17 protein-coding genes and 2 rRNA genes are annotated in these 23954 nt (G+C 46.4%); 14 read left to right on the top strand and 5 right to left on the bottom strand.

The features are described from left to right. The first annotated feature begins 66 nt into the window (after window positions 1–66). Entirely contained in the window at window positions 67–1956 is a 1890-nt protein-coding gene (locus ACQW03_RS00120) for a beta-glucoside-specific PTS transporter subunit IIABC (RefSeq protein WP_076294103.1), read from the top strand. Between the two features lie 19 nt (window positions 1957–1975). Continuing rightward, window positions 1976–3412, top strand: a complete 1437-nt coding sequence (locus tag ACQW03_RS00115) for a glycoside hydrolase family 1 protein (protein ID WP_034095026.1) — start codon at window positions 1976–1978, stop codon at window positions 3410–3412. 65 nt (window positions 3413–3477) lie between these two features. Here ACQW03_RS00115 and ACQW03_RS00110 read toward each other — a convergent pair whose 3' ends face one another. From ACQW03_RS00110 to ACQW03_RS00095, 4 genes are all read right to left on the bottom strand, one after another. Beyond that, a complete protein-coding gene (locus tag ACQW03_RS00110) occupies window positions 3478–4584 on the bottom strand; it encodes a sensor histidine kinase (protein WP_441947719.1) in 1107 nt (368 codons plus the stop codon). A 15-nt stretch (window positions 4585–4599) separates the two neighbouring features. Further along, the gene (locus tag ACQW03_RS00105; RefSeq protein WP_339202005.1) at window positions 4600–5301 is read right to left on the bottom strand and encodes a response regulator transcription factor; all 702 of its coding nucleotides are present in this window, start codon (window positions 5299–5301) and stop codon (window positions 4600–4602) included. Between the two features lie 110 nt (window positions 5302–5411). After that, window positions 5412–6602, bottom strand: a complete 1191-nt coding sequence (locus ACQW03_RS00100; RefSeq protein WP_441947716.1) for an acyltransferase — start codon at window positions 6600–6602, stop codon at window positions 5412–5414. 319 nt (window positions 6603–6921) lie between these two features. Next, window positions 6922–7347 (bottom strand): CHRD domain-containing protein, encoded by a 426-nt coding sequence (locus ACQW03_RS00095; RefSeq protein ID WP_071640815.1) that lies wholly within the window; start codon window positions 7345–7347, stop codon window positions 6922–6924. Between the two features lie 168 nt (window positions 7348–7515). Between ACQW03_RS00095 and ACQW03_RS00090 the strand changes: the two genes are divergently transcribed. The 3 genes from ACQW03_RS00090 to ACQW03_RS00080 all read left to right on the top strand — a co-directional run bounded on the left by ACQW03_RS00090 (window position 7516) and on the right by ACQW03_RS00080 (window position 9769). After that, the gene (locus ACQW03_RS00090) at window positions 7516–7938 is read left to right on the top strand and encodes a hypothetical protein (protein WP_028542329.1); all 423 of its coding nucleotides are present in this window, start codon (window positions 7516–7518) and stop codon (window positions 7936–7938) included. 231 nt (window positions 7939–8169) lie between these two features. Further along, window positions 8170–9330 carry a rhamnogalacturonan acetylesterase gene (locus ACQW03_RS00085; RefSeq protein WP_071640816.1) on the top strand — a complete coding sequence of 387 codons (1161 nt, stop codon included), beginning with the start codon at window positions 8170–8172 and terminating at the stop codon, window positions 9328–9330. 115 nt (window positions 9331–9445) lie between these two features. Beyond that, a complete protein-coding gene (locus ACQW03_RS00080; RefSeq protein ID WP_023988438.1) occupies window positions 9446–9769 on the top strand; it encodes an MGMT family protein in 324 nt (107 codons plus the stop codon). Window positions 9770–9925: 156 nt separating this feature from the next. Here the strand turns inward: ACQW03_RS00080 and ACQW03_RS00075 are convergent, their stop codons facing one another. Beyond that, entirely contained in the window at window positions 9926–10114 is a 189-nt protein-coding gene (locus ACQW03_RS00075) for a hypothetical protein (RefSeq protein WP_013370989.1), read from the bottom strand. 319 nt (window positions 10115–10433) lie between these two features. On the opposite strand from ACQW03_RS00075, the gene ACQW03_RS00070 reads away from it, so the two are divergent. From ACQW03_RS00070 to ACQW03_RS00030, 9 genes are all read left to right on the top strand, one after another. Beyond that, window positions 10434–11597, top strand: a complete 1164-nt coding sequence (locus tag ACQW03_RS00070; protein ID WP_441947713.1) for a TolC family protein — start codon at window positions 10434–10436, stop codon at window positions 11595–11597. A gap of 13 nt (window positions 11598–11610) precedes the next feature. After that, window positions 11611–13071: an efflux RND transporter periplasmic adaptor subunit gene (locus tag ACQW03_RS00065; RefSeq protein ID WP_441947711.1), complete on the top strand. Its 1461-nt coding sequence runs from the start codon at window positions 11611–11613 to the stop codon at window positions 13069–13071. A gap of 6 nt (window positions 13072–13077) precedes the next feature. After that, the gene (locus ACQW03_RS00060) at window positions 13078–13797 is read left to right on the top strand and encodes an ABC transporter ATP-binding protein (protein ID WP_023988440.1); all 720 of its coding nucleotides are present in this window, start codon (window positions 13078–13080) and stop codon (window positions 13795–13797) included. Beyond that, on the top strand, window positions 13794–15005 hold the full coding sequence (locus ACQW03_RS00055) for an ABC transporter permease (RefSeq protein WP_076294097.1): 1212 nt from the start codon (window positions 13794–13796) through the stop codon (window positions 15003–15005). Before ACQW03_RS00060 ends, ACQW03_RS00055 begins: the two co-directional genes overlap by 4 nt. A 237-nt stretch (window positions 15006–15242) precedes the next feature. Then, entirely contained in the window at window positions 15243–15857 is a 615-nt protein-coding gene (locus ACQW03_RS00050; RefSeq protein WP_223822107.1) for a helix-turn-helix transcriptional regulator, read from the top strand. Window positions 15858–15870: 13 nt separating this feature from the next. After that, window positions 15871–16674, top strand: coding sequence for a pyruvate, water dikinase regulatory protein (locus ACQW03_RS00045; RefSeq protein WP_025723337.1), 804 nt, complete (start codon window positions 15871–15873; stop codon window positions 16672–16674). 148 nt (window positions 16675–16822) lie between these two features. Continuing rightward, window positions 16823–17800, top strand: a complete 978-nt coding sequence (gene glpX / locus ACQW03_RS00040) for a class II fructose-bisphosphatase (RefSeq protein WP_220031287.1) — start codon at window positions 16823–16825, stop codon at window positions 17798–17800. Between the two features lie 1133 nt (window positions 17801–18933). Further along, window positions 18934–20489, top strand: a 16S ribosomal RNA gene (locus tag ACQW03_RS00035). Window positions 20490–20891: 402 nt separating this feature from the next. Next, a 23S ribosomal RNA gene (locus tag ACQW03_RS00030) occupies window positions 20892–23818 on the top strand. Together the 16S and 23S rRNA genes form the textbook arrangement of a ribosomal RNA operon. The last annotated feature ends 136 nt before the right edge of the window (window positions 23819–23954 follow it).

The following is a 23954-nucleotide window of genomic DNA, read 5'->3' as shown; positions in this document are numbered from 1 at the left end:
GCATTTTGGTATCGGTGATTACTCAGGTTTTTTTATATCAACCAGAGAGCATTGGAGGCAGGCATTATGAGCAAACATGATGAATTAGCGAAATTCATTGTAACTAATGTAGGCGGAGAAGAAAATATACGTGATCTGTACCATTGTATGACCCGTCTGAGATTTACACTTAAGGACAAGCAAAAAGCCAATAAACAGGTTTTGGAAAATTCAGACAGTGTCATTTCCGTGATAGAAAGCGGAGGGCAGTACCAGGTGGTGATCGGCAATCATGTCAACGAGGTTTATGATACGATTGCGAAGAACTATAACCTTCAGGTAAAAAGCGGTAACGACAAAAAAGAGGATAATGCAAAGGAAGGTAATTTCATCAGTCGTGCTTTTACCGTCATGAGCTCTATCTTCCAGCCGATTGTACCTGCTTTGGCTGGTGCAGGGATGCTGAAAGCTATCCTGGTTATTCTTACACAGTTAGAGTGGTTGGACAGTGCCTCCAGTACCTATGCTATCCTTGCTGCCGCAGGCAACGGCGTATTTTTCTTCCTGCCACTGATGTTAGCGTTTTCAGCTTCGAGAACATTCAAGACCCAGCCTATCGTATCTGCTGCTATTATGGCCGCTCTGCTGGAGCCTAACTTCACCAAGCTGATGGAAAACACGGGGGATATTGCTTCCTTTATCCACATTCCCGTTGTCCTGATGAGTTATACGACATCCATTATTCCAGCAATTTTAGCCATTTGGCTGTATTCATATCTGGAACGGTTTCTGAAGCGGGTGGTTCCGAAAAGCATTGAATTATTTATGGTCCCGCTTGTTTCCTTATTAATTATGGTTCCGCTTACTGCCATTGTGATCGGTCCACTGGGAGTGTACACCGGTAAAGGTATTGCGGATGGTATTGAATTTTTGAGTACGCAAAGCGGTCTCTTGACTGGGGCCATTTTGGGAGGCGGCTGGACCTTCCTGGTGATGTTTGGTTTACACTGGGGGATTGCACCTGCGATGATCAACAATCTTTCCCTCAAAGGGTTTGATACGATCCGACCTATGATGGCTTCTGCGACCTTCGCCCAATCCGGTGTCGCTCTTGGGGTCTTTCTGAAAGCCAAAGATAAAAAGCTGAAAGCTTACGCACTGTCATCTATTTTCCCTTCATTGTTCGCTGGTATTACAGAACCTATCGTTTACGGACTGTCCGTGAAGCTGAAAAGACCAATGATTGCCGCCGTCATCGGTGGAATGATCGGAGGGGCCATTGCCGGACATTTCCAGACGACCGTGCTTGCTTATGTGTTCCCGGCAATAACAACTATTCCGGCATTCTTTACGAATACAATTGCTTTTTATTTGATTAGTATCATCATTTCATTTGTGGTTACTACCGTATTGACTTATATTCTGGGCTTTAATGAAGGAAAAGGGGCAACGGATGCGGAGACAGGAAAGACGGAAGCAGAAAAATCCGAGCCTGCCTTACAAACTGAACCTGGACATACTGAAGTCACCGAGAATGTCTATGCGCCTATCCATGGCCAAATTGTTCCGCTTCATGAGGTGCCTGATCCTGCGTTCTCTACAGAAGCGATGGGTCAAGGAATAGCCATTCTACCGAGTGAAGGAAAGGTATATTCACCGGTTTCAGGGGTTGTCTCGCTCGTATTTCGAACCGGCCATGCGATAGCCATCACCTCAGATAACCATCTGGATCTGTTAATTCATGTGGGACTAGATACGGTTAAGCTGAAAGGCAACTATTTCACGAAGCATGTAGAACAAGGGCAACGGATTGAACGAGGCGATTTGCTGCTTGAATTTGATATTCCGAAAATCCAGGCAGCCGGTTATGACCTGACCACTCCAATTATTGTTACCAACAGCACTGATTACCAAAAGGTTACCCAGACACAGCAAAAATCCGTAGATTTGCAAAGTATTTTGCTCACTGTACATTAAATAAAGGAGGAAATGAGTTATGACAGCACAAATAGCCAAAAGTTTTCCTGAAAATTTTCTATGGGGTGGTGCTATAGCAGCGAATCAAGCTGAAGGGGCATGGAACGAGGATGGTAAAGGGCCAGCAATCAGCGATGCATTTCGGGGAGGAATAGTAGGCGGGACGTTTGATGATACGATTGATGAAAACAAGTACTACGCCAGCCATGAAGCGATTGATTTTTACCATCGTTATAAAGAAGATATCGCCCTGTTCGCCGAAATGGGCATGAAATGCTTTCGGACTTCCATTGCATGGTCCCGAATCTTTCCGAATGGGGATGATGCCGAGCCAAATGAAAAAGGGCTGCAATTTTACGATGATCTGTTTGATGAGCTACTGAAGTATGGAATTGAGCCGGTCATCACCATTTCTCACTTTGAGCTGCCTCTGAATCTGATTCGCAAATACGAAGGCTGGAAAAGCCGCGAGCTGATTGGATTCTACGTAAAGTATGCGGAAGTTGTCTTCAAACGTTATAAAAACAAAGTGAAATATTGGATGAACTTCAACGAAATCAACCATTTTCATACCATCCCTTTGGCGGCAGGAGGCATTGTTGTTCAAGACGATGAGCACAAGCTGCCGACCATTTATCAGGCTAGTCACCATGTTTTCGTTGCCAGCGCCCTGGCTACTAAACTGTGTCATGAAATTATCCCAGGAGCAATGATGGGCGCTATGTTATCCCTGAGTCCGATCTATCCGAATACCTGTAATCCGGACGATGTGTTTGAAGCCTATGAGCTGAGAAGAAGATCTTTATTTTATTCGGATGTGATCCTTAGAGGCTATTATCCAAGCTATGCCAAACGGATCTGGAAAGAGCATAACATTATGGTCCAAATGGAGCCCGGAGATGAACAATTACTGCGAGAGCATACAGCTGATTATTTAGGATTTAGCTATTATCGAAGTACGACACATAAAGCAGGTATGCCCATCTTGGGCAACACAGGGGGAATTATGGGACTCGACAATCCCTATTTGGAAAAAACGCCGTGGGGATGGCCAATTGACCCAAAGGGCTTCCGCTATGTTTGTAATGAGATGTACGACCGATATCAGAAACCTCTGTTTGTTGTAGAGAACGGCTACGGCAGTCATGATGAAATTTTGGAAGACGGTTCAATTCATGATCCCGAGCGGGTAGACTATCTGAACAAGCATCTGATCCAGCTGCATGAAGCTATTGAGGATGGCTGCGAAGTGCTCGGCTATACCTGGTGGGGTCCAATCGACATTGTCAGTGCGGGAACAGGAGAAATGAAAAAAAGGTACGGCTTTATCTATGTAGACAAAAACAACGATGGTACGGGTACGCTGGAAAGAAGAAAAAAGAACAGCTTCTACTGGTACCAAAAGATTATTGAATCCAATGGTGAAGTATTGTTTGAACAAAATAAAGGAAAATAGTTCTGTATTAAATAAAAGTCAGAAACGAACCGGCCAGAGATACAATCTTTGGCTGGTTCGTTTGTTTATGTGTAGGAGCAGAGGGGAAAACGGGTTTCAAAATCTGTTTGTCTGCGATTGCTCCTAACCGAAATGCGGCCATCATGCAGCTCGGTAATACTTTTTGTAATCGCAAGGCCCAGTCCGGTGCCTCCAGTTTCCTTGGAACGTGATTTGTCCACCCGGTAAAACCGTTCAAACAAGTGCGGGACATCTTCCGCAGGAATTGGGGTGCCGTAGTTGGTGCAGATTACCACCGCCTCGTCGTCTTCGCGTCCTATGGTGATATCGAGGCGTTTGCCGTCTTTTCCGTATCGAATAGCGTTGGAAAACAAATTTTCATACAGGCGTACAAGCTCGTCGGTATCGGCTAGAATCCGAACAGGCTCGACGATTCGGACACGGTAGGACATGTCCGCCTGTTCCAGCGAGGGTACAAATTCCTCAGCAAGCTGAGTGAGCAATTTGCCGAGATCTACAGGCTCCAGCTCCAGTGGTAGACTGCCACCGCTCACACGCGTGTATTCAAACAGCTCGTCGATCAGCTTTTTAAGCGTCAATGACTTTTCATAAGCAATGTTCACATAATAGCGCAGCTCAATTTCATCCCGATAACGGTCGGTTTCAATATATTCCAAAAAACCGATCACGGATGTTAGCGGGGTACGAAGATCATGAGATACGCCAGTGATCAGGTCGTTTTTGGCTTTGGCGGAAGCCCGTTCTTCTTCCAGTGAGAGACGGAGCTTGTCCGCCATGGTGTTCATATTTTTCGCCAAGGTACCCAGCTCGTCCGCTGAAGAAACAGGGATCGTATAGGACAGATCTCCATCAGCAAACTCCTGCATCCCCGTCGTAACTTCGCGAAGGTAGCCAATCGTATTTTTGGTAAAAAGGAAAAAGAAATAGATATATGTAGGTAGCCCGCCCACCAGCATGATCAGTGGGGACCCAATGTGATTTACGATCCAGCGAACCAGACGGGTGCCAAAAAATGAACGGGAAGGGTTCAGCCATAGTAGCAAAGATGCTCCATAATAAAACAGCATCAAAATCAGTCCGGTTAGAGCGAAAGCGGCAAGGCTAAGGGCTGCCAGCTTCCAACCCAATGTGTCATATCGTTTTGCCTTCAAGACGTGAATCCTCCATTAATCGAATTTTTCCATTTTGTAGCCGATGCCCCACACCGTTTTCAGGTATTTGGGTTTTCTCGGATCAGCCTCAATTTTCTCACGAATTTTACGCACATGAACCATCAGCGTGTTGTTGGATTCCAGATATTGCTCCTTCCACACTTTTTCATAGATCTGCTCCATGCTCAGCACTTGACCACGATTACGTGCCAACAGCTCGACAATGGCAAATTCACGCGGGGTCAGCTTAATGGATTCTCCGGCGAGAGTGACCTCATGCGTAGCAGAATTAATGGAGAGTTCATCCAGTATCATTTCATGCTCCAATGCAGGGGAGGAGTGGATGTATTTCCGTACTCTGCGCAGCTGGGATTTGATGCGTGCCACCAGCTCCAAGGGGCTGAACGGCTTAGTGACATAATCATCGGCCCCAACGCTGAGTCCTGTGATTTTGTCCATATCTTGTCCTTTCGCAGACAACATAATAATCGGAAAATGCTCGGTTTCCCTGATCTTCATGCAAGCTTCAACCCCGTCCATATTGGGCATCATCACATCAAGCACCATCACATCTATCGATTCCCGACTGACTTGCTCCAGCGCTTCCAGTCCGTCTCGTGCCATAAGCAGTCGGTATCCTTCATTTTCCAAATAAATTTGCATCAGCTTAATAATTTCAGGTTCATCGTCTACTAATAAAATGGTTCCGTTATGCATGGTTGTGCACCCTTTCTGTTCTTTCCAGCAGTATACAATATGGGCGTATTATATACCTTTTTAAAAATGGAGGCTATGGACACTCATCTCAGTTCGCTTGCTTGGGGTCGTCAGCCTTTGGATAGTGCTGTTTCAGTTGAAGAAATACGGTTTTCTTGCTTGAATTGTCTTTTTTCTATTCCTGGTAGTTGACCGAAAAAGATCCAAGCAAATGGCAGGAAACGGGAGATGATCGACACGACGAGCCAAGAGCAAAGAAGTGCAAAGCAAAAACCTCCGGCATACCACACATGAATAAGCTGCGGAGAACCGATATGTGGTGAAAACTGCCGATACAGGAGCAGGAAGAACGGATGAATCAGATACACACCAAAGGACAGTGTGCCCAGACGTTCCAGTTTGCGAGTGATAAAGGAATGTTGTCGTCTGTACATTAAAAAGGAAATCTGTAGTATTACCAGCGTGCTAGACAAGCTGTACATATTATACATAAGTTCAAAAACTAGCGAATTGTACGAGATTCCGTACATTCTATTTTCGTACCACATATAGACATGCATGGTGGCTGAAATTAGCCATAAAGCCCAAATTGCGATCCATGTCAGCACTCCGGCAACACTTCGTTCCCCCTTACGCATCAGAAACCACGTTCTCAGCTGTGGGTAGTAGTAACCGAGAGCAGCACCCAGCATGTAGCAGGCTATATAAGACAGTGCCCAACTGCCCTTATTTTGAACCTGAAATAGAAATTTATTTCCAATAACAAATGACCACTGTACCAACAGCCCAAGGACAATAGACCATTGTGGAAGTTGCCGACAACGCTGGAACAGCCACAGTACGAATGGAAATGCAAGATAGAATTGCATCATGATAAAAATATAATATAAATGAGTATAAGCTTTGCCTGTGACCAATTTCAGAGCAAAGCTCTTCGCAAGTGTAGCTATATTCCATGGTTCGGAGCTACCAGCCGTAAGGGACAGGAAGAAATAAAACAGAGAGAACATGACATAAGGTAAGAGGATGTACAGCAATCTCTGCTTATAAAAGCGGCTTAAGAGCTGTCGTCCCATCGGACGATCCTTGTAGTTGTAGAACAGCACCATGCTGCTAAGCGCGATAAATACGGGGGTTCCATACTTCATCAACACATTGAGCGCATTGTATACAACATAAAGACTGGAATTTGTAAGCTGAACCGTCGCATAAGAAGTGGCATGTACCATCAAGACGGCTAAAATCGCCATGGCTCTGACCAACTGCAATTCGGGAATTTTTTGTTTGGTCTTAGGCTTCATAAGCTTCATTTCCTTTCAGGAGTGAACTGTATCTTGTTGAACCCTTTCTATTAAAAGATAAAGTTCTTAACAACCCTAAAGGGAACGGCTTAAGAAACGCTTATGAACTTCTTAACTTTTGTTAAGAATTGAGGATTTTTCGAAAATCCCATAAGCGACTTTCAATGAACAAGATATAGATCGAAATGGTTTAGTTCGTCTATATATTGCACTTCGGAGCGACTGGAGTCGAATTTTGCAAAATCCTGAATTAAAAAGAACTTCCATAGCCTCAAAATAAGTGGCATGGAAGTTCTTTTTTTATACTCATGATCATTCGTTATTTGCAGCGTTTGATAGGTGCGCGTCTAATTTGTCCACGAATGGCACCGTTCGGATGACGGATCGTGTGGACATTGACGTAGGCATTGCCCTCTCTGATTTGGCACACCAAATCATAAATGGTTCTGCCTCTGAGTGGACCGGTAAGATCACATGCACGGAGCACGCCGCTAACGACGCCTCTTCTAACGGTTATGCCAAACTTTGAAGGACCAAACAGTGTAGCAACAACAGGACCATTTTCACCTCTTCGTCCCAGATGAATATGCGCTTCGGTTACCCGCGAGATATTGCGTACAGTCAGTTCAAAGCTTAATTGTTGGCTCGCTTGACGGTAACGAAATTCGGCTGTTCCTGTCGCATTTGTTCTAACAGGAGGCACTTCATTAGCCCCTCTTAAGATGGCTCTAAACTTATTAGACATGACATCCCTCCTTTCCCAGTGTTGGTTTAGTGTATTCACAGGGCCAGAGAAAGGGCTGCACATTAGCCTATTCATCAGAAGTTGTGTGTTTTACAAGTTATTCAGTCCAAGCACAAAACAAACTTTTTCATAGTCTATGAGTATCTGGTAGAGAGAGGAGGGGAAACCATGGGGACATTTATTGATGGAAGAACATCCCAAAATGCTTCGACAGCCAACTCTATTGCCATTCCGATCACGGTTTTGAATACACCTCAATTGTTTGGGCAGATCGGATTAAACACACAGGGAGCTACAGGTACGCCACGGGTTCTGCTTAAAGGAACCATATCGCTTCAACTTCCGCTTGCTTTAGTAGGAATTACTATCACTATTGTAAGAGGTACTGTGGTAACTGACCCTGTTGTTTATTCGGCTACATCCACTTTTAGTTTGAGTTTATTAGCTCCACAGGTTATTGCGTTCTCAGCAGATGATTTCAATCCGCCGATTACGCCACAACTGGTGTACACTGCTTTTGTTTCTGCTAACCTGCTGGGTACAATACGTGTAGGTCCAGAGAGCTTTGACGGAATTTTGGTTGCGGATTAATGTAGTGATTTTGATTTGAAGAAATATTGCTTCATAAAGCTTCGCAGTTGTAACTGCGAGGCTTTTTTGTGTACAAGTACAAGTTTTAGCTTAACGAATAAACTACTTTTCTTTTGCATAATAATCACATAGGCATAACCCTGCAACAATTGATAGAATTTTATGTATGCGCTTACAAAAATAAAATATTCTTTGCTTCGTACAATTAAAAATCTGAAGGAGGAATGAAGAATGAAATGGAAAAAAGGATTGACTGGTATGCTTTTAGCGGCTTTTTTATGTGGTGCACCAGGTATGGGCATAGCTACGCCGGCACATGCATCCGCTGGCGAGTACAAGTTTGATTTTGGCGGAGGTACGGTCGAAACGGGTTATACCGGTGTGAGTGCTTCGCTGTCCTATGACTCAGCACGTGGATATGGCTTTCGTACCCCTGAGAATATGCGTAATGTCAGCGCTTCGGGGACTGGAGTGGCAAGTGATGCGGTACGGTTCCTGGCTACAGGTACGAAAAGCGAGAATACTTTTGACGTTGATCTTCCTCCTGGTTTGTATGAGGTGTCGGTTACTTTAGGAGATACCTCTCGTTCGAGTATTGCGGCTGAAGGGGTGTATCAGGTCATTAATATGACAGGGAATGGGGCCAAGGATCGCTTTCAAATTCCAGTGACAGATGGGCAGCTAAATCTGCTAGTTACTGAAGGCAAAGAGGGCGCAGTCTTCACACTCAGTGCATTGGAAATCAGGCAATTATCTAGCAATCCGGTTACGAATCGAACGATTTATATCGGTGGAGATTCTACGGTTTGTAACTATTATCCGCTAGATAGCAGCGTGCAGGCGGGATGGGGCCAACTGCTGCCAGAGTTTGTGAACACGAATACTTTTCAAATTCGCAATATGGCGTCTGGAGGCCAAATTGCTAGAGGCTTCCACCAGGACGGTCAGTTGGAGGCCATCGTCCAATATATTAAGCCGGGGGATTATTTTATTCTCCAATTGGGCATCAATGACACCAATCCAAAGCATAACGAAAGCGAAGCCGAGTTTAAGGACTGGATGAGGGATATGATTCGGCAGGTTAAGGCTAAAGGGGCGACGGTAATCCTGTCAACTCCGCAAGGACGAGCCACTGACTTTAATGCTAACAATGTACACACCGCAGAAAATAGATGGTATAGAAGCGCTATTTTGGCACTGGCTCAAGAGGAACAAACACCTTTAGTCGACCTGAATGTTCTTAGCTCAGCTTATTTCACTTCTATTGGTAAAGACGCTACACTGGCCTTGTATATGAACGGCGATACACTCCATCCAAACTATGAAGGTGCAAGGGAACTGGCCCGATTAGTAGCACAGGATTTAAAAAGGCAGGGTCTGAGCGGATTCTAAATTTAAACGCTGGGTTTTTCCCTGCTTCTTACATCGGTAGGCGCAGGGGTTTTTAGCCTTTGTTCAGGGTGCTATAATTATTGAAAAAGCAATAGTAATACGGAGGAATTAGAACATGCAGCCTTTCACTGCCCGTGTGCTTCAAATTATACTGTTGATCCCTGAGGGAAAAGTAATGACTTACGGTCAAATTGCGGCAGAGGCCGGAAGCCCAAGAGGTGCCAGGCAGGTGGTGCGAATTTTGCATACATTGAGCCAAAAACACCGACTTCCTTGGCATAGAGTAGTCAACCGTTTGGGGGAGATTGCTTTGCAGGAGGATGAGTCCGCATCCCTGCAGCGTCTGTATTTGGAGGAGGAAGGCATACGTTTTAATGAAAGCGGGCGTATTCCACTCGATCAATATCTCTATGATCCGCAGGCGGAGATGGAAGAATAGGAACGGAACAAGCTATGCGGTTTTATATTAGATTTGATGATCACAAAAATCCGGGACAAATCAATTATCGATTTGTCCCGGATTTTTTTCATCTAGCATACGAAGCAGATAACTAGAGGTAATCTGTTATTTATAGCATAAGATTCACTTGTCATTTTAGCCGATAAGATGCTGCTGATCCCGTTGGGCAAGGTGAAAAGAAATGCTGTTCATCAGCGGTATATCATTATTTTTCCGGGCTTCCCGGATTAGTTGTTTCTTTTTTTGTTCTGATTCACGTAAAAAGCGGGTCATCCACAAATCAGACGGTTCGTTAGTGGTTGTCATGCGAGATTCTTTTATCATCTATTAACCCTCCCAGTGAGCGGCTGTTATTCTTTCTCTAGTATATGTTCCAAACCTTAATAGATGCTGTTGGTTTCCTTAAAATTAGCTGAAAATTAGGTAAAGTTCAGGTAAAAATAGGTTGAATCAATATCTCATTGGATGAAAAGTAGTATAAAGCGAGTAATCAGGAAGTAAAGGTTACAAAAATGTATTGTTTTGACACCTTGTACCAACATAAACCTGAAAGTACAATTAGAATGCAGAGAGTTCGTGGAAGTTTATGTCGAAAAAAAAGGGAAATATTCGGGGAATGAACCGAAAGGGGAGAGATTCATCTATGAAGCAAAAAGCGGCTGTCGTGCTGCTTGTATTGTCCTTATCATCAGGCTTGGCCTCTACTGTACAGGCTGAGAGTTTATCAGGGAATGTAGCATCAAGTACATCGGTTAGTCCATCTAATGCGGCTACATCGAAGACACCATCCGTAACGGGTCAGGCTTTACCTACATTAACACTCAAACAGGCCGTGGAATGGGCACAGACGAACAGTTACAATACGCGTACCGCCGAACGGGACGTAGAGCGTCGCAGAATGGAACTGAAAAATGCAGAAAAGGATCTGGGAAATGCATTTGTTGATTTTATAGACGGTGAATATGTTGATGATAATACCTCTTGGAGAAGTTATAACTCTTCGACGCTATCTTATCTAGCCAGCAAAAAGCAGGCGCAGTTTGCCAAAGACCAGATTTATTTTAATGTGATGAAAAGCTATCAAAGTGTGTTCGTGGCAGAGAATCAAGTGAAAAATGATCTAGAAGCGCTTGAAATTGCCCAAGCAGAGGAAAAGATTGCACTTGCCAAATTTGCGCGCGGCAAGCTGTCTGAGTATGCAAAAAACGAGAGTACACAGGCCAGAAGCCAGGCTCAGCAAACAGTAGAGCAGGGGAAAATTGCATTTCAAAAATCCAGGGATGCTCTGAACTTCCTCATGGGACAGCCTAATGGAACAGCCTATGAATTGGTTGACCGGCCCGTGTACAAGGAACCGAAGAAGCTGGATATCGAAATACATATACAACAGCTGACAGACATGAATCCGAACTTATGGAAGCTCGAGGATAGCATCAAAACTTCGGAACTTAATGTGAGATACTTCGATTTTAATAACGGTGCAGGTGCTTACGATCTAGCTAAAATGGATGTCGATACGGCTAAAGAGGAGCTCGACAAAGGTCAAAAGGATTTTGCCGAATCACTCCGCAATTTGTATGCCACGGTTAAGGAAAACCAAAAAAAATACGTACAATTGGAAGAAAGCTTGCGTACGGCAAAAGAGGCCTTGGAGTTATCACGCAAAAAGTGGGCCAGAGGTCTAATTATCGAGATGGAATTGAAAAATAATCAGTTGAAAGTGAACCAGATTGAACGGCAAATGGAAGAGCTGGCGATCGAGTTGGATCAAAATGAGTATACGTTGAACAAGCCATGGAGCACATAGGGAGGAAAAGGCGTTGGCAGAAACGGTTTTAAATGATGCTTTAATCAAGTTACGGAAAAAACGGAGAAAAAAGTGGATATGGACTGCAATTGTTCTACTAGTTGTAGGTGGAGGCGGAGCGGCAGTATATCTGAATCTGCCCAAGGAGCAGGCGGCACTTTTGGTTCAGGATGAGACGCTTAAAGTAGAGCGCGGCGATGTGAGTGAGAAGCTGGACACGTCCGGTACCGTGCAAGCGTCCAAGGAAGTGAAGTTAAACTTCACGAGTGCAGGTGATAACAAGCTGGCAGTGGTAAATGTGAAAGCTGGGGACAAGGTGAAAAAAGGACAGGTGCTGGCTCTTCTGGACAGTTCGGAAATTAAAATGCAAATTCAGACTGCGTCTGATACTTTGGAAATATCCAAATCCAAGCTGGCTGAATTGGAGAAAGGTCCGAAGGCAGAGGACATTGAAATTCAGAAAACAAATGTACTTCGGGCCAAAATGGCTATCGATACAGCGCAAGAATCATTTGAGCTGGAAGAAGCCGAAAGTCAGAAGAAAACTTCCCAAAAGCAGTTGGAACAGGCGCGAAAGGCATATGAGGACCAAAAGTTTTTACATGATGCCGGTGCGGTGTCCAACAGTGAATTGGAGCAGGCAGAGCAAGCACTTGATAAAGCACAGACGGACTATGATGGTCTGGATCTGCAGTTCCGCAAAATTATGTCGCAAAAACGTCGCACCATTTCAGAAGCTGAAATCGGATATCGTACGGCAATGGCAGAGCTTCGCAAAATTCAGGTTCCGGCTGATGCATCCAATATTCAAGCCTCACGGATAGAGGTTCGAAGACAGGCGACGGAACTGGAGCAGAAGAAAAATGAATTGAACAAACTTCAGGTCACAGCACCTTGGGACGGGGTAATCTTGAAGGTGAACGGGGATGTAGGGACTAGTCCGACGGCTCCATTCATTGTCATGAATAACTCGGATTCCAACGATCTTAAGGTAGTTGTGAAGGTAAGTCAGACCGACATTGTCAAGGTAAAGAAGGGGCTTTCAGCCGTGTTGACTACCAATGCATATCCTGGTGAATCATTTCCAGGGAAGGTGCAATTCGTCTCACCGGAAGCCTCTACGGATGAAGGGATGACGACATATCTGATGGAATTGTCTGTTCATGACCCGAAAGGCAAGCTCAAAACGGGCATGATTATGAATGTGGCCGTTATTTTGGGAGTACACAAAAATGTACTGTTCGTACCTGCTACTGCGCTGAGATCGGAAGGGGGACAGGATGGCGTGTATGTTGCCGCTAATAACGCTGCGAATCCAGGGGCGCGCACATTCAAGCCCGTAGAACTCGGATTTTACACGCCAGATCGAGTCGAGCTCAAGTCAGGTGTAAAGGAGGGTGACACGCTTATTGTGCCTGCTCCTGAACCTCCGCCGGACCCTTCCGCTATGGGCGGCATGCAGGGAGGCTTTTAAACGGGTATGAGATACGTCATTCAGATTGAGGATTTGAAAAAAGTGTATCAGGTCGGAGATCAGGAAATTCATGCCCTGCGTGAGGTACAACTTGATATTGCTGACGGTGATTTTGTTGCGATCATGGGACCGTCTGGATCAGGCAAGTCCACGATGATGAATGTCATCGGCTGTCTGGATTTACCTACATCGGGACAATTTTATTTGGATGGCTATTCGATATTAGATGCCCGCGAGGATGAACTGGCTATTATACGTAATCAGAAAATCGGATTTGTATTTCAAAAGTTCCATTTGCTCCCGCGAGCAACGGCTTTGGAGAATGTGGAACTGCCTATGATCTATGCGGGTATTCCTGCCAAGGAGCGTCGTTTGCGGGCAATGGAGGCTCTCACTAGCGTAGGTCTAGGCGATCGGATGAACAATAGGCCAAACGAATTGTCAGGCGGTCAGCAGCAGCGGGTGTCAATTGCGCGCGCACTTGTGAACAATCCGGTCATTCTCTTGGCGGATGAACCGACAGGCGCATTGGACTCCAAAACAAGTGTTGAAATAATGGGGATTTTTCAGCGTCTGAATGATCAGGGGAAAACGGTTGTATTGGTTACTCATGATCAGGAGGTTGCGGAATACGCCAAGCGTCTGATTCATTTTCGGGATGGGCGGATTGAAGAGGATCAGCCTGTTGGGAAACGAAGAATGGCGGCAGAGGAAGTGAAGGCATGAAGTTCAAGGAAATTATCCGTGTATCGCTCAACAGTTTGCGAACCAATATGCTGCGATCTTTGCTGACCATGGTGGGCATTATTATCGGAGTGGCCGCTGTGATTATGATTGTAGCCATCGGTAAAGGATCAACGGCTACGATTACATCTCAGATCAACAGTATGGGAAATAATCTGCTGATGATCTATCCTTATGCTCCATATGATGGCTCCAGCTCCATGTCGTTCAGTCAGACGAAAGGAATATCTCTGGAAGATATCGATGCGCTAGAGCAGCAAAAAGCAGTAGCAGAGGTAGCACCAAGTGCCATGACCAATGCAGATATTACGTGGAGTCGCAATAAGGTCAGCGCGCAAATTGAGGGGACTTCGCTGGCATTCGTTCATGTGAGAAAGCTGTCACTAGCTCAAGGCAGGTCGTTTACCCACTATGAAGTAGATAAACAAATGAATGTGGCCGTGCTTGGGAGTGATGCGGCCCGTAATATTTTTGGTCCGGATGCCTCCAGAGCGGTCGGTGAGACGATCATGATTAAACAGCTTCCTTTTAAGGTGGTTGGTGTGCTGGCAAATTCCAATTCCAATATGAGTAACAGTGGTCAGCAGGTATATGTACCGATTACAACGGGGATGGAACGGCTAGGCAATATGAGTATTCAGCAGGTGAACGCCTCTGCAACAACAGAGGAGAAGATTAATCAGGCAAGTGCTGAAATTCGGCAGGTACTACGTGCCAGACATGAGCTAAAGCCATCAGAGGGCGATGACTTTCAGATCATGACCCAGACGGAAATCTTAAAAACAGTGTCCGGGGTTGATCGAATTATGAATATGTTGCTGGTCGGTGTAGCTGCAATTGCGCTTGGTGTCGGAGGTGTCGGCATTATGAATATTATGCTAGTGTCCGTCACGGAACGTACGAGGGAGATCGGGATTCGCAAAGCGATTGGTGCGCAACGCAGTGATATTATGCTGCAGTTTGTGGCTGAGGCTGTTTTTCTCAGTCTGATGGGTGGGCTGGTTGGTGTAATGGTGGGTCTCGGAGGTGCAAAGCTGCTCGAGAAATTCGTCCAAATGCCGATTGTGTATTCGATAGAGCCCGTGCTTTACTCTTTTCTATGCTGTATGGGGGTTGGAGTGTTGTTCGGAGTATATCCGGCGCGAAAGGCGTCGAAGCTGCGTCCAATTGATGCTTTAAGATACGAATAAGGGAGCGGGTACTTCGCCTTACTCGAAAGAGCAGGGTGCAAAGTACCCGTTTTTTGTGTTAAATAAGTGTTTTAAATGATAAAAAGACATGAATAACCGCCTTAATTTTATATATGTGATGTTTTATATGCTTTTTAAGGTTGATTTATTGATATATATGACGTATTATATTCAATATTAGATCGGAAGAAAAAAGGAGGGACGTTCATCATCGACCTTACGGCAAGACAAGTAGAAATTTTAAACATCGTACAAAAGCATGCCCCGATTACCGGGGATCAGATTGCGGAAATGCTTAATCTCAGCAAGGCGACCATTCGGACCGACCTATCCAAATTGGGCATTCTGAATTACATAGATGCAAAGCCTAAGGTCGGATATTTTGTTGGAAAGCGGGGCACGCCGAACCGGGAGGAAAAATTCCGGCTGTTGCAAATGAAGGTCGGCGATCTTCATGGGGTTCCAGTCATCGTACGAGAAACAACAACGATTCAGGAAGCTGTGGTAGCTCTCTTTTTGGAAAATGTGAGCAATTTGATCGTCACCGATGAAGACGGAGATTTGGCAGGGGTAGCTTCCCGCAAGGATTTGCTTAAGGTAACGTTAGGGAATCCCAATGCAGCAACCATTCCTGTCAGCCTTGTGATGACCCGACAGGCGAATGTTGTCACCGTTTCCCCAGAGGATACGGTATTAGAGGCAGCGCGCAAAATTATTGCCCGTCAAATCGACAGCCTGCCTGTTGTCGTCCCTTCCGACTCCGACAAGCCAGGGGAGCACTGGAAAGTCGTGGGACGCATTACAAAAACGAATATTATTAAAATGTTGCTCGATATGGTAGCAGAGGATTAATGGGAGGAATCGAATGGTTCAGGTGAGCAGTCATTTTATAGCGATCTGTTCAGACTCGATTGGCGAGACGGCAGAAGCTGTCGTACAGGCGACCATGCGCCAATTTGAGTTACCGGACACAGAGATCAAAAGATTTATGAACGTAAGGGATGAAGACGAACTGAGTCGGGTGATGGAGGAAGTTGCCGAGCGTAAAGGCTTCGTAGCTTATACGCTGGTACAGCCAGAATTGAGAGAAGCGATGAAAGAGGAGGCTGTCCGGCTGAATGTGCGGGCTGTCGACATTATGGGACCGATGATGCAGGCGTTTGCCGATACGTTCCATAACGATCCCAAAGAGAAGCCTGGTCTGCTGCACCGACTGGACGATAACTATTTTCGCCGTGTAGAGGCCTTAGATTTTGCGGTTCAATATGATGATGGCAAAGATGTGAGCGCCATTCTCAAAGCGGATATTGTATTGCTTGGAGTATCCCGTATTTCCAAAACCCCTTTATCCATGTTTCTCGCGCATAAAGGTTATAAAACGGTCAACATACCGATTGTACCGGAGCTGACACCGCCTGTTCAGTTGAAGGATGTTCAGCGTGGTCGAGTATTCGGATTAACGATCGAGCCAGAGTTACTGTTGAAAATACGCAGTGAGCGACTAAAGGTTATGGGGCTTCCTAATAATGTGCAGTATGCTACAGCGATGAGGGTAGAAGAGGAAATAGCGTATGCGCAGTCTTTGTTTAAAGAGCTGAATTGTCCGGTTATTGATGTTACAGATAAGGCGATTGAAGAGACGGCAGGTTTAATTATCAGAATGTTATAGAGCCTAGTAGCTGCTCATATAACTAAAAATTAAAATCGTAGGATACAGGAGTTTAATAGATAAATAGAAAGATTGCAGCAAAGCTGCCCTAAATAATTCATTTGCTTAAGGGTAACAATTAATTTTTAGGAGAGGTGGAGGGATAGGTATGGAGAGTCAAATGGCATTGGAATTCGTTCGGGTAACAGAGGCAGCGGCACTGCAATCAGCACAATGGACAGGGCGTGGAGATAAGAATAGCGCAGACGAGGCGGCTACGGTAGCCATCCGCACTCATTTTAATGCGGTATCCATGGACGGCACGGTCGTCATTGGCGAAGGCGAAATGGATGAGGCTCCCATGCTGTATATCGGGGAAAGAGTAGGCAATCGCAGAGGACCGGCTATGGATATCGCTGTCGATCCACTAGAGGGAACCGAAACGGTAGCAAATGGTTTGAATAACGCTCTGTCGGTCGTTGCTGCTGCACCTCGTGGTAGTCTACTCCACGCTCCGGATATGTACATGCAAAAAATGGCCGTTGGCCCGGCATTGGCTGGAAAGCTGTCACTTGAGGACCCAATTCCAACTACATTGTCAAAAGCTGCACGAGTACTCGGTAAATCCTTGTCTGATCTTACTGTGTCCATTCTTGATCGTACACGGCACGCCGGGATCATCAAGCTTCTGCGGGAAAGCGGCGTTCGAATCAAACTGCTTGGCCATGGGGATGTGATGGGCGCGATTGAAACATGCCTGGATAGCGGTGTAGATTTGCATATCGGTTCTGGTGGCGCTCCTGAGGGTGTATTGGCCGCTGCAGCGCTGAAATGCATGGGCGGAGAAATCCAGGGTCGCCTGCTGCCTCATGGTGAAGAAGAGATTGAGCGTTGCAAGCGTATGGGCATTACTGATCCCGGTGCGTTGCTTTCCATGGATGATATGGTCGGACGCCAAGGCGTGATGTTTGTGGCTACAGGTGTGACACCTGGAGAGTGGTTGCAGGGGGTTCGTTCTCTTCCCGGTCACAGGGCGGAAACTCATTCAGTTGTAATGCACTCAGAAACAAAAACGATTCGCTTCGTGCGGAGTATTCATCATACAGCAGATTCTTCCGGTACGCTTGCGGTAGCGGCATCCTCTTGAACATTGAAGTCATGGCTTCCTAAATCTGTTCCCACAGTAGCGAAAGGTTCTTCTTCACCTTGCATCGTCCAGAGGTGAATTCAAAGCAGAAGTTTCGTATGCTGTAAACACAATGCGGAGATTAAGTTTATCGTTTAACAAACAAGGAACATAGTTCAAAAAAAACAGCGGTATCTAGGATTCATCCAAGGATACCGCTGTTTTTTTCATATTACGGGGTCAATCTAACTTTCATGGAACAGATGAAGTTATCAATTCCATGGAATACGCGTCCGTATAGAAATGTGGTTTTCATTTACGTACTTTTTTTATTAAACACACAGTCAGATAACCTAGTGCTACTACTCCTGTGCTTATAAAGCAAACTCTTAAACTATTTATTTCTACCTTTCGAGTAAGTAAATAAATAGCGAAGAGGCCAGTGAAAAATGTAAGGATTAAATTCATAATAAATTTCTTCATAATTATCAACTTCTTCTGAGAAAAATACATCCAAAAAGAATATAAATAGTATTACTAGCATCAACATCAAATGAAATACAAGAAGGATCAACCTTCGAAATCAGCCAAGAACTAATTGACAAAGCCAATCCTTATGTAAAATTAGAATAAAACAGATTTAAGTAATATTTCCACCCATGGGAGTATGAATCACTTTGATGTATTATCTATAGTTGTCTATCAAAAGGAATTAATTCCAAGTTGATTTAATTTGGTATACATGTTAGATTACTAGTCCAGCCGATAGAACGAGATCAAAGATTTTTAATAAGTTCGAACAAGCTGGGAATTTTTACAGGTAGACTTGATCGGTTTAAATTGATATATTATTATTCCAGCCCGAAAGTGATTGTTAATTAATAAGGTTTGGATAACTCACCTGGAATTATTTACAGGTTGATTAAATTAGATGAAAATGTTATATTATTGTTCTGGCTCAAAAAGCCGCATGAAAATTTGATCTTTGAAAACTGAACAACGAGTGAGTACGGATTTTGTTTACAAAATCCAACGCTGAAATTTTGGTACATGCCGTCAGGCTGTATGAAATGGAAGCGAACAAGAGATATTTTTATCTCGTCAGTTTCAAAATGAGCTTTTCGCTCTTTCTATAAACCAACTTCGGTTGGTCTTTAATGGAGAGTTTGATCCTGGCTCAGGACGAACGCTGGCGGCGTGCCTAATACATGCAAGTCGAGCGGGGTTAATTAGAAGCTTGCTTCTAATTAACCTAGCGGCGGACGGGTGAGTAACACGTAGGCAACCTGCCCACAAGACAGGGATAACTACCGGAAACGGTAGCTAATACCCGATACATCCTTTTCCTGCATGGGAGAAGGAGGAAAGACGGAGCAATCTGTTACTTGTGGATGGGCCTGCGGCGCATTAGCTAGTTGGTGGGGTAAAGGCCTACCAAGGCGACGATGCGTAGCCGACCTGAGAGGGTGATCGGCCACACTGGGACTGAGACACGGCCCAGACTCCTACGGGAGGCAGCAGTAGGGAATCTTCCGCAATGGGCGAAAGCCTGACGGAGCAACGCCGCGTGAGTGATGAAGGTTTTCGGATCGTAAAGCTCTGTTGCCAGGGAAGAACGTCTTGTAGAGTAACTGCTACAAGAGTGACGGTACCTGAGAAGAAAGCCCCGGCTAACTACGTGCCAGCAGCCGCGGTAATACGTAGGGGGCAAGCGTTGTCCGGAATTATTGGGCGTAAAGCGCGCGCAGGCGGCTCTTTAAGTCTGGTGTTTAATCCCGAGGCTCAACTTCGGGTCGCACTGGAAACTGGGGAGCTTGAGTGCAGAAGAGGAGAGTGGAATTCCACGTGTAGCGGTGAAATGCGTAGATATGTGGAGGAACACCAGTGGCGAAGGCGACTCTCTGGGCTGTAACTGACGCTGAGGCGCGAAAGCGTGGGGAGCAAACAGGATTAGATACCCTGGTAGTCCACGCCGTAAACGATGAATGCTAGGTGTTAGGGGTTTCGATACCCTTGGTGCCGAAGTTAACACATTAAGCATTCCGCCTGGGGAGTACGGTCGCAAGACTGAAACTCAAAGGAATTGACGGGGACCCGCACAAGCAGTGGAGTATGTGGTTTAATTCGAAGCAACGCGAAGAACCTTACCAGGTCTTGACATCCCTCTGACCGGTCTAGAGATAGACCTTTCCTTCGGGACAGAGGAGACAGGTGGTGCATGGTTGTCGTCAGCTCGTGTCGTGAGATGTTGGGTTAAGTCCCGCAACGAGCGCAACCCTTATGCTTAGTTGCCAGCAGGTCAAGCTGGGCACTCTAAGCAGACTGCCGGTGACAAACCGGAGGAAGGTGGGGATGACGTCAAATCATCATGCCCCTTATGACCTGGGCTACACACGTACTACAATGGCCGGTACAACGGGAAGCGAAATCGCGAGGTGGAGCCAATCCTAGAAAAGCCGGTCTCAGTTCGGATTGTAGGCTGCAACTCGCCTACATGAAGTCGGAATTGCTAGTAATCGCGGATCAGCATGCCGCGGTGAATACGTTCCCGGGTCTTGTACACACCGCCCGTCACACCACGAGAGTTTACAACACCCGAAGTCGGTGGGGTAACCCGCAAGGGAGCCAGCCGCCGAAGGTGGGGTAGATGATTGGGGTGAAGTCGTAACAAGGTAGCCGTATCGGAAGGTGCGGCTGGATCACCTCCTTTCTATGGAGAATCGTTTCCTGCAACGGAAACATTCAAATAAGCAGGTACATGTACCTGCGACCGGATATTCAATTCGGTTCATCACGTTCGTGTGAATGAAATGAATATCCTTAACTTACTCACTCGTTGCTCAGTTTTGAGAGCTCAAACTCTCACTTAGGATTTCCAAAATATACTTGTATTCAAGTATTGAGGAATTTGATATGATGTTTTTCCGGGGTTAAAGCCGGAGAGAATATTGCACCTTGAAAACTGGATACCGAAACGAAATTGCGTTTTAGAATATTCCTTTAAGCTGATCTTGTGTAAACAAGTGAAATAAAGGTAGCTGCCTTGAATTTCATTCACACGTAAGTGTTGAACCGAAATTCAAAGCAAATCGTATTTACGATGTAAATACTAGGTTAAGCTACAAAGAGCACACGGAGGATGCCTAGGCGCCAGGAGCCGACGAAGGACGTGGCGAACAACGATAAGGCCTCGGGGAGCTGTAAGCAAGCTTTGATCCGGGGATGTCCGAATGGGGAAACCCGGCTGTCTTCATCGACAGTCACTTTCTGCTGAATACATAGGCAGAGTAGAGGCAGACCAGGGGAACTGAAACATCTAAGTACCCTGAGGAAGAGAAAACAATAGTGATTCCGTCAGTAGCGGCGAGCGAACGCGGATTAGCCCAAACCAAGGAGCTTGCTCCTTGGGGTTGTGGGACGTCTCACATGGAGTTACAAAGGAACCGGTTAGATGAAGAGGTCTGGAAAGGCCCGCCAGAGATGGTAAAAGCCCTGTAGTTCAAAACTTGTTCTCTCCGAGACGGATCCCGAGTAGTGCGGGGCACGTGAAACCCCGTATGAATCCGGCAGGACCATCTGCCAAGGCTAAATACTCCCTGGCGACCGATAGTGAAGCAGTACCGTGAGGGAAAGGTGAAAAGCACCCCGGAAGGGGAGTGAAATAGATCCTGAAACCGTGTGCTTACAAGAAGTCAGAGCCCGATCTATGGGTGATGGCGTGCCTTTTGTAGAATGAACCGGCGAGTTACGTTCCCGTGCAAGGTTAAGGTGAAGAGCTGAAGCCGCAGCGAAAGCGAGTCTGAATAGGGCGACTTGAGTACGTGGACGTAGACCCGAAACCGGGTGATCTACCCCTGTCCAGGGTGAAGGTGCGGTAACACGCACTGGAGGCCCGAACCCACGCATGTTGAAAAATGCGGGGATGAGGTGGGGGTAGCGGAGAAATTCCAATCGAACCCGGAGATAGCTGGTTCTCCCCGAAATAGCTTTAGGGCTAGCCTCGGAAAAAAGAATCGTGGAGGTAGAGCACTGATTGGGTGCGGGGCCCGCAAGGGTTACCAAGCTCAGTCAAACTCCGAATGCCATAGATTTAGTTCCGGGAGTCAGACAGTGAGTGCTAAGATCCATTGTCGAAAGGGAAACAGCCCAGACCATCAGCTAAGGTCCCCAAGTGTGTGTTAAGTGGGAAAGGATGTGGAGTTGCACAGACAACCAGGATGTTGGCTTAGAAGCAGCCACCATTGAAAGAGTGCGTAATAGCTCACTGGTCGAGTGACTCTGCGCCGAAAATGTAACGGGGCTAAACACACCACCGAAGCTATGGCTTGATGCTTGCATCAGGGGTAGGGGAGCGTTGAATGCGGGTTGAAGGTGTACCGTAAGGAGCGCTGGACTGCATTCAAGTGAGAATGCCGGTATGAGTAACGAAAAGATCTGTGAGAATCAGATCCGCCGAAAGCCTAAGGGTTCCTGAGGAAGGTTCGTCCGCTCAGGGTAAGTCGGGACCTAAGGCGAGGCCGATAGGCGTAGTCGAAGGACAACAGGTCGAAATTCCTGTACCACCGTAATCCGTTATGAGCGATGGGGTGACGCAGTAGGGTAGTGACGCGGACTGATGGATGTCCGTCTAAGCAGTGAGGCTGGTGTGTAGGCAAATCCGCACATCGTAAGGCTGGGCTGTGATGGGGAGCGAAAATTGTAGTAGCGAAGGTCATGATCTCAGACTGCCAAGAAAAGCCTCTAGCCAGGAGAAGGTGCCCGTACCGCAAACCGACACAGGTAGGCGAGAAGAGAATTCTAAGGCGCGCGGAAGAACTCTCGTTAAGGAACTCGGCAAAATGACCCCGTAACTTCGGGAGAAGGGGTGCCTCGGTAGGGTGAATAGCCCGAGGGGGCCGCAGTGAAAAGGCCCAAGCGACTGTTTAGCAAAAACACAGGTCTGTGCGAAGCCGCAAGGCGAAGTATACGGGCTGACGCCTGCCCGGTGCTGGAAGGTTAAGGGGAGTGGTAAGCCCTTCGGGCGAAGCTATGAACCGAAGCCCCAGTAAACGGCGGCCGTAACTATAACGGTCCTAAGGTAGCGAAATTCCTTGTCAGGTAAATTCTGACCCGCACGAATGGCGTAACGACTTGGGCGCTGTCTCAACGAGAGATCCGGTGAAATTTTAATACCTGTGAAGATGCAGGTTACCCGCGACAAGACGGAAAGACCCCATGGAGCTTTACTGCAGCTTGATATTGAATTTGGGTACGATCTGTACAGGATAGGTGGGAGCCGTTGAATCTTGAGCGCCAGCTTGAGAGGAGGCATCCTTGGGATACCACCCTGATCGTATCTAGGTTCTAACTTGGTACCGTAATCCGGTGCGAGGACAGTGTCAGGTGGGCAGTTTGACTGGGGCGGTCGCCTCCTAAAGAGTAACGGAGGCGCCCCAAGGTTCCCTCAGAATGGTTGGAAATCATTCGAAGAGTGCAAAGGCAGAAGGGAGCTTGACTGCGAGACCTACAAGTCGAGCAGGGACGAAAGTCGGGCTTAGTGATCCGGTGGTACCGCATGGAAGGGCCATCGCTCAACGGATAAAAGCTACCCTGGGGATAACAGGCTTATCTCCCCCAAGAGTCCACATCGACGGGGAGGTTTGGCACCTCGATGTCGGCTCATCGCATCCTGGGGCTGAAGTAGGTCCCAAGGGTTGGGCTGTTCGCCCATTAAAGCGGTACGCGAGCTGGGTTCAGAACGTCGTGAGACAGTTCGGTCCCTATCTGTCGTGGGCGTAGGAAATTTGAGAGGAGCTGTCCTTAGTACGAGAGGACCGGGATGGACGTACCGCTGGTGTACCAGTTGTTCCGCCAGGAGCACCGCTGGGTAGCTATGTACGGAAGGGATAAGCGCTGAAAGCATCTAAGCGTGAAGCCCCCCTCAAGATGAGATTTCCCAGTATGTAAGACCCCTTGAAGACGACGAGGTAGATAGGTTGGGGGTGGAAGTGCAGTAATGCATGAAGCTGACCAATACTAATCGGTCGAGGGCTTATCCTAAGAATAAAACGCAATGAGTTTCGGATCCAGTTTTCAGGGTGTAACCTTGAAGGTATGTACAAGTGACATACGACAAGCGCATGGCTATTCATTCACACGATGAGTGATGAACCGAATAACCGTACGGTAGAATTTG

The sequence above is a fragment of the Paenibacillus sp. DRB1-1 genome (genome assembly GCF_052119485.1).
In the GTDB taxonomy this organism is placed as follows: Bacteria; Bacillota; Bacilli; order Paenibacillales; family Paenibacillaceae; genus Paenibacillus; species Paenibacillus polymyxa_B.
Note: the sequence above shows the minus strand (reverse complement) of the source record. Positions and strands in the feature narration are given on the sequence as shown.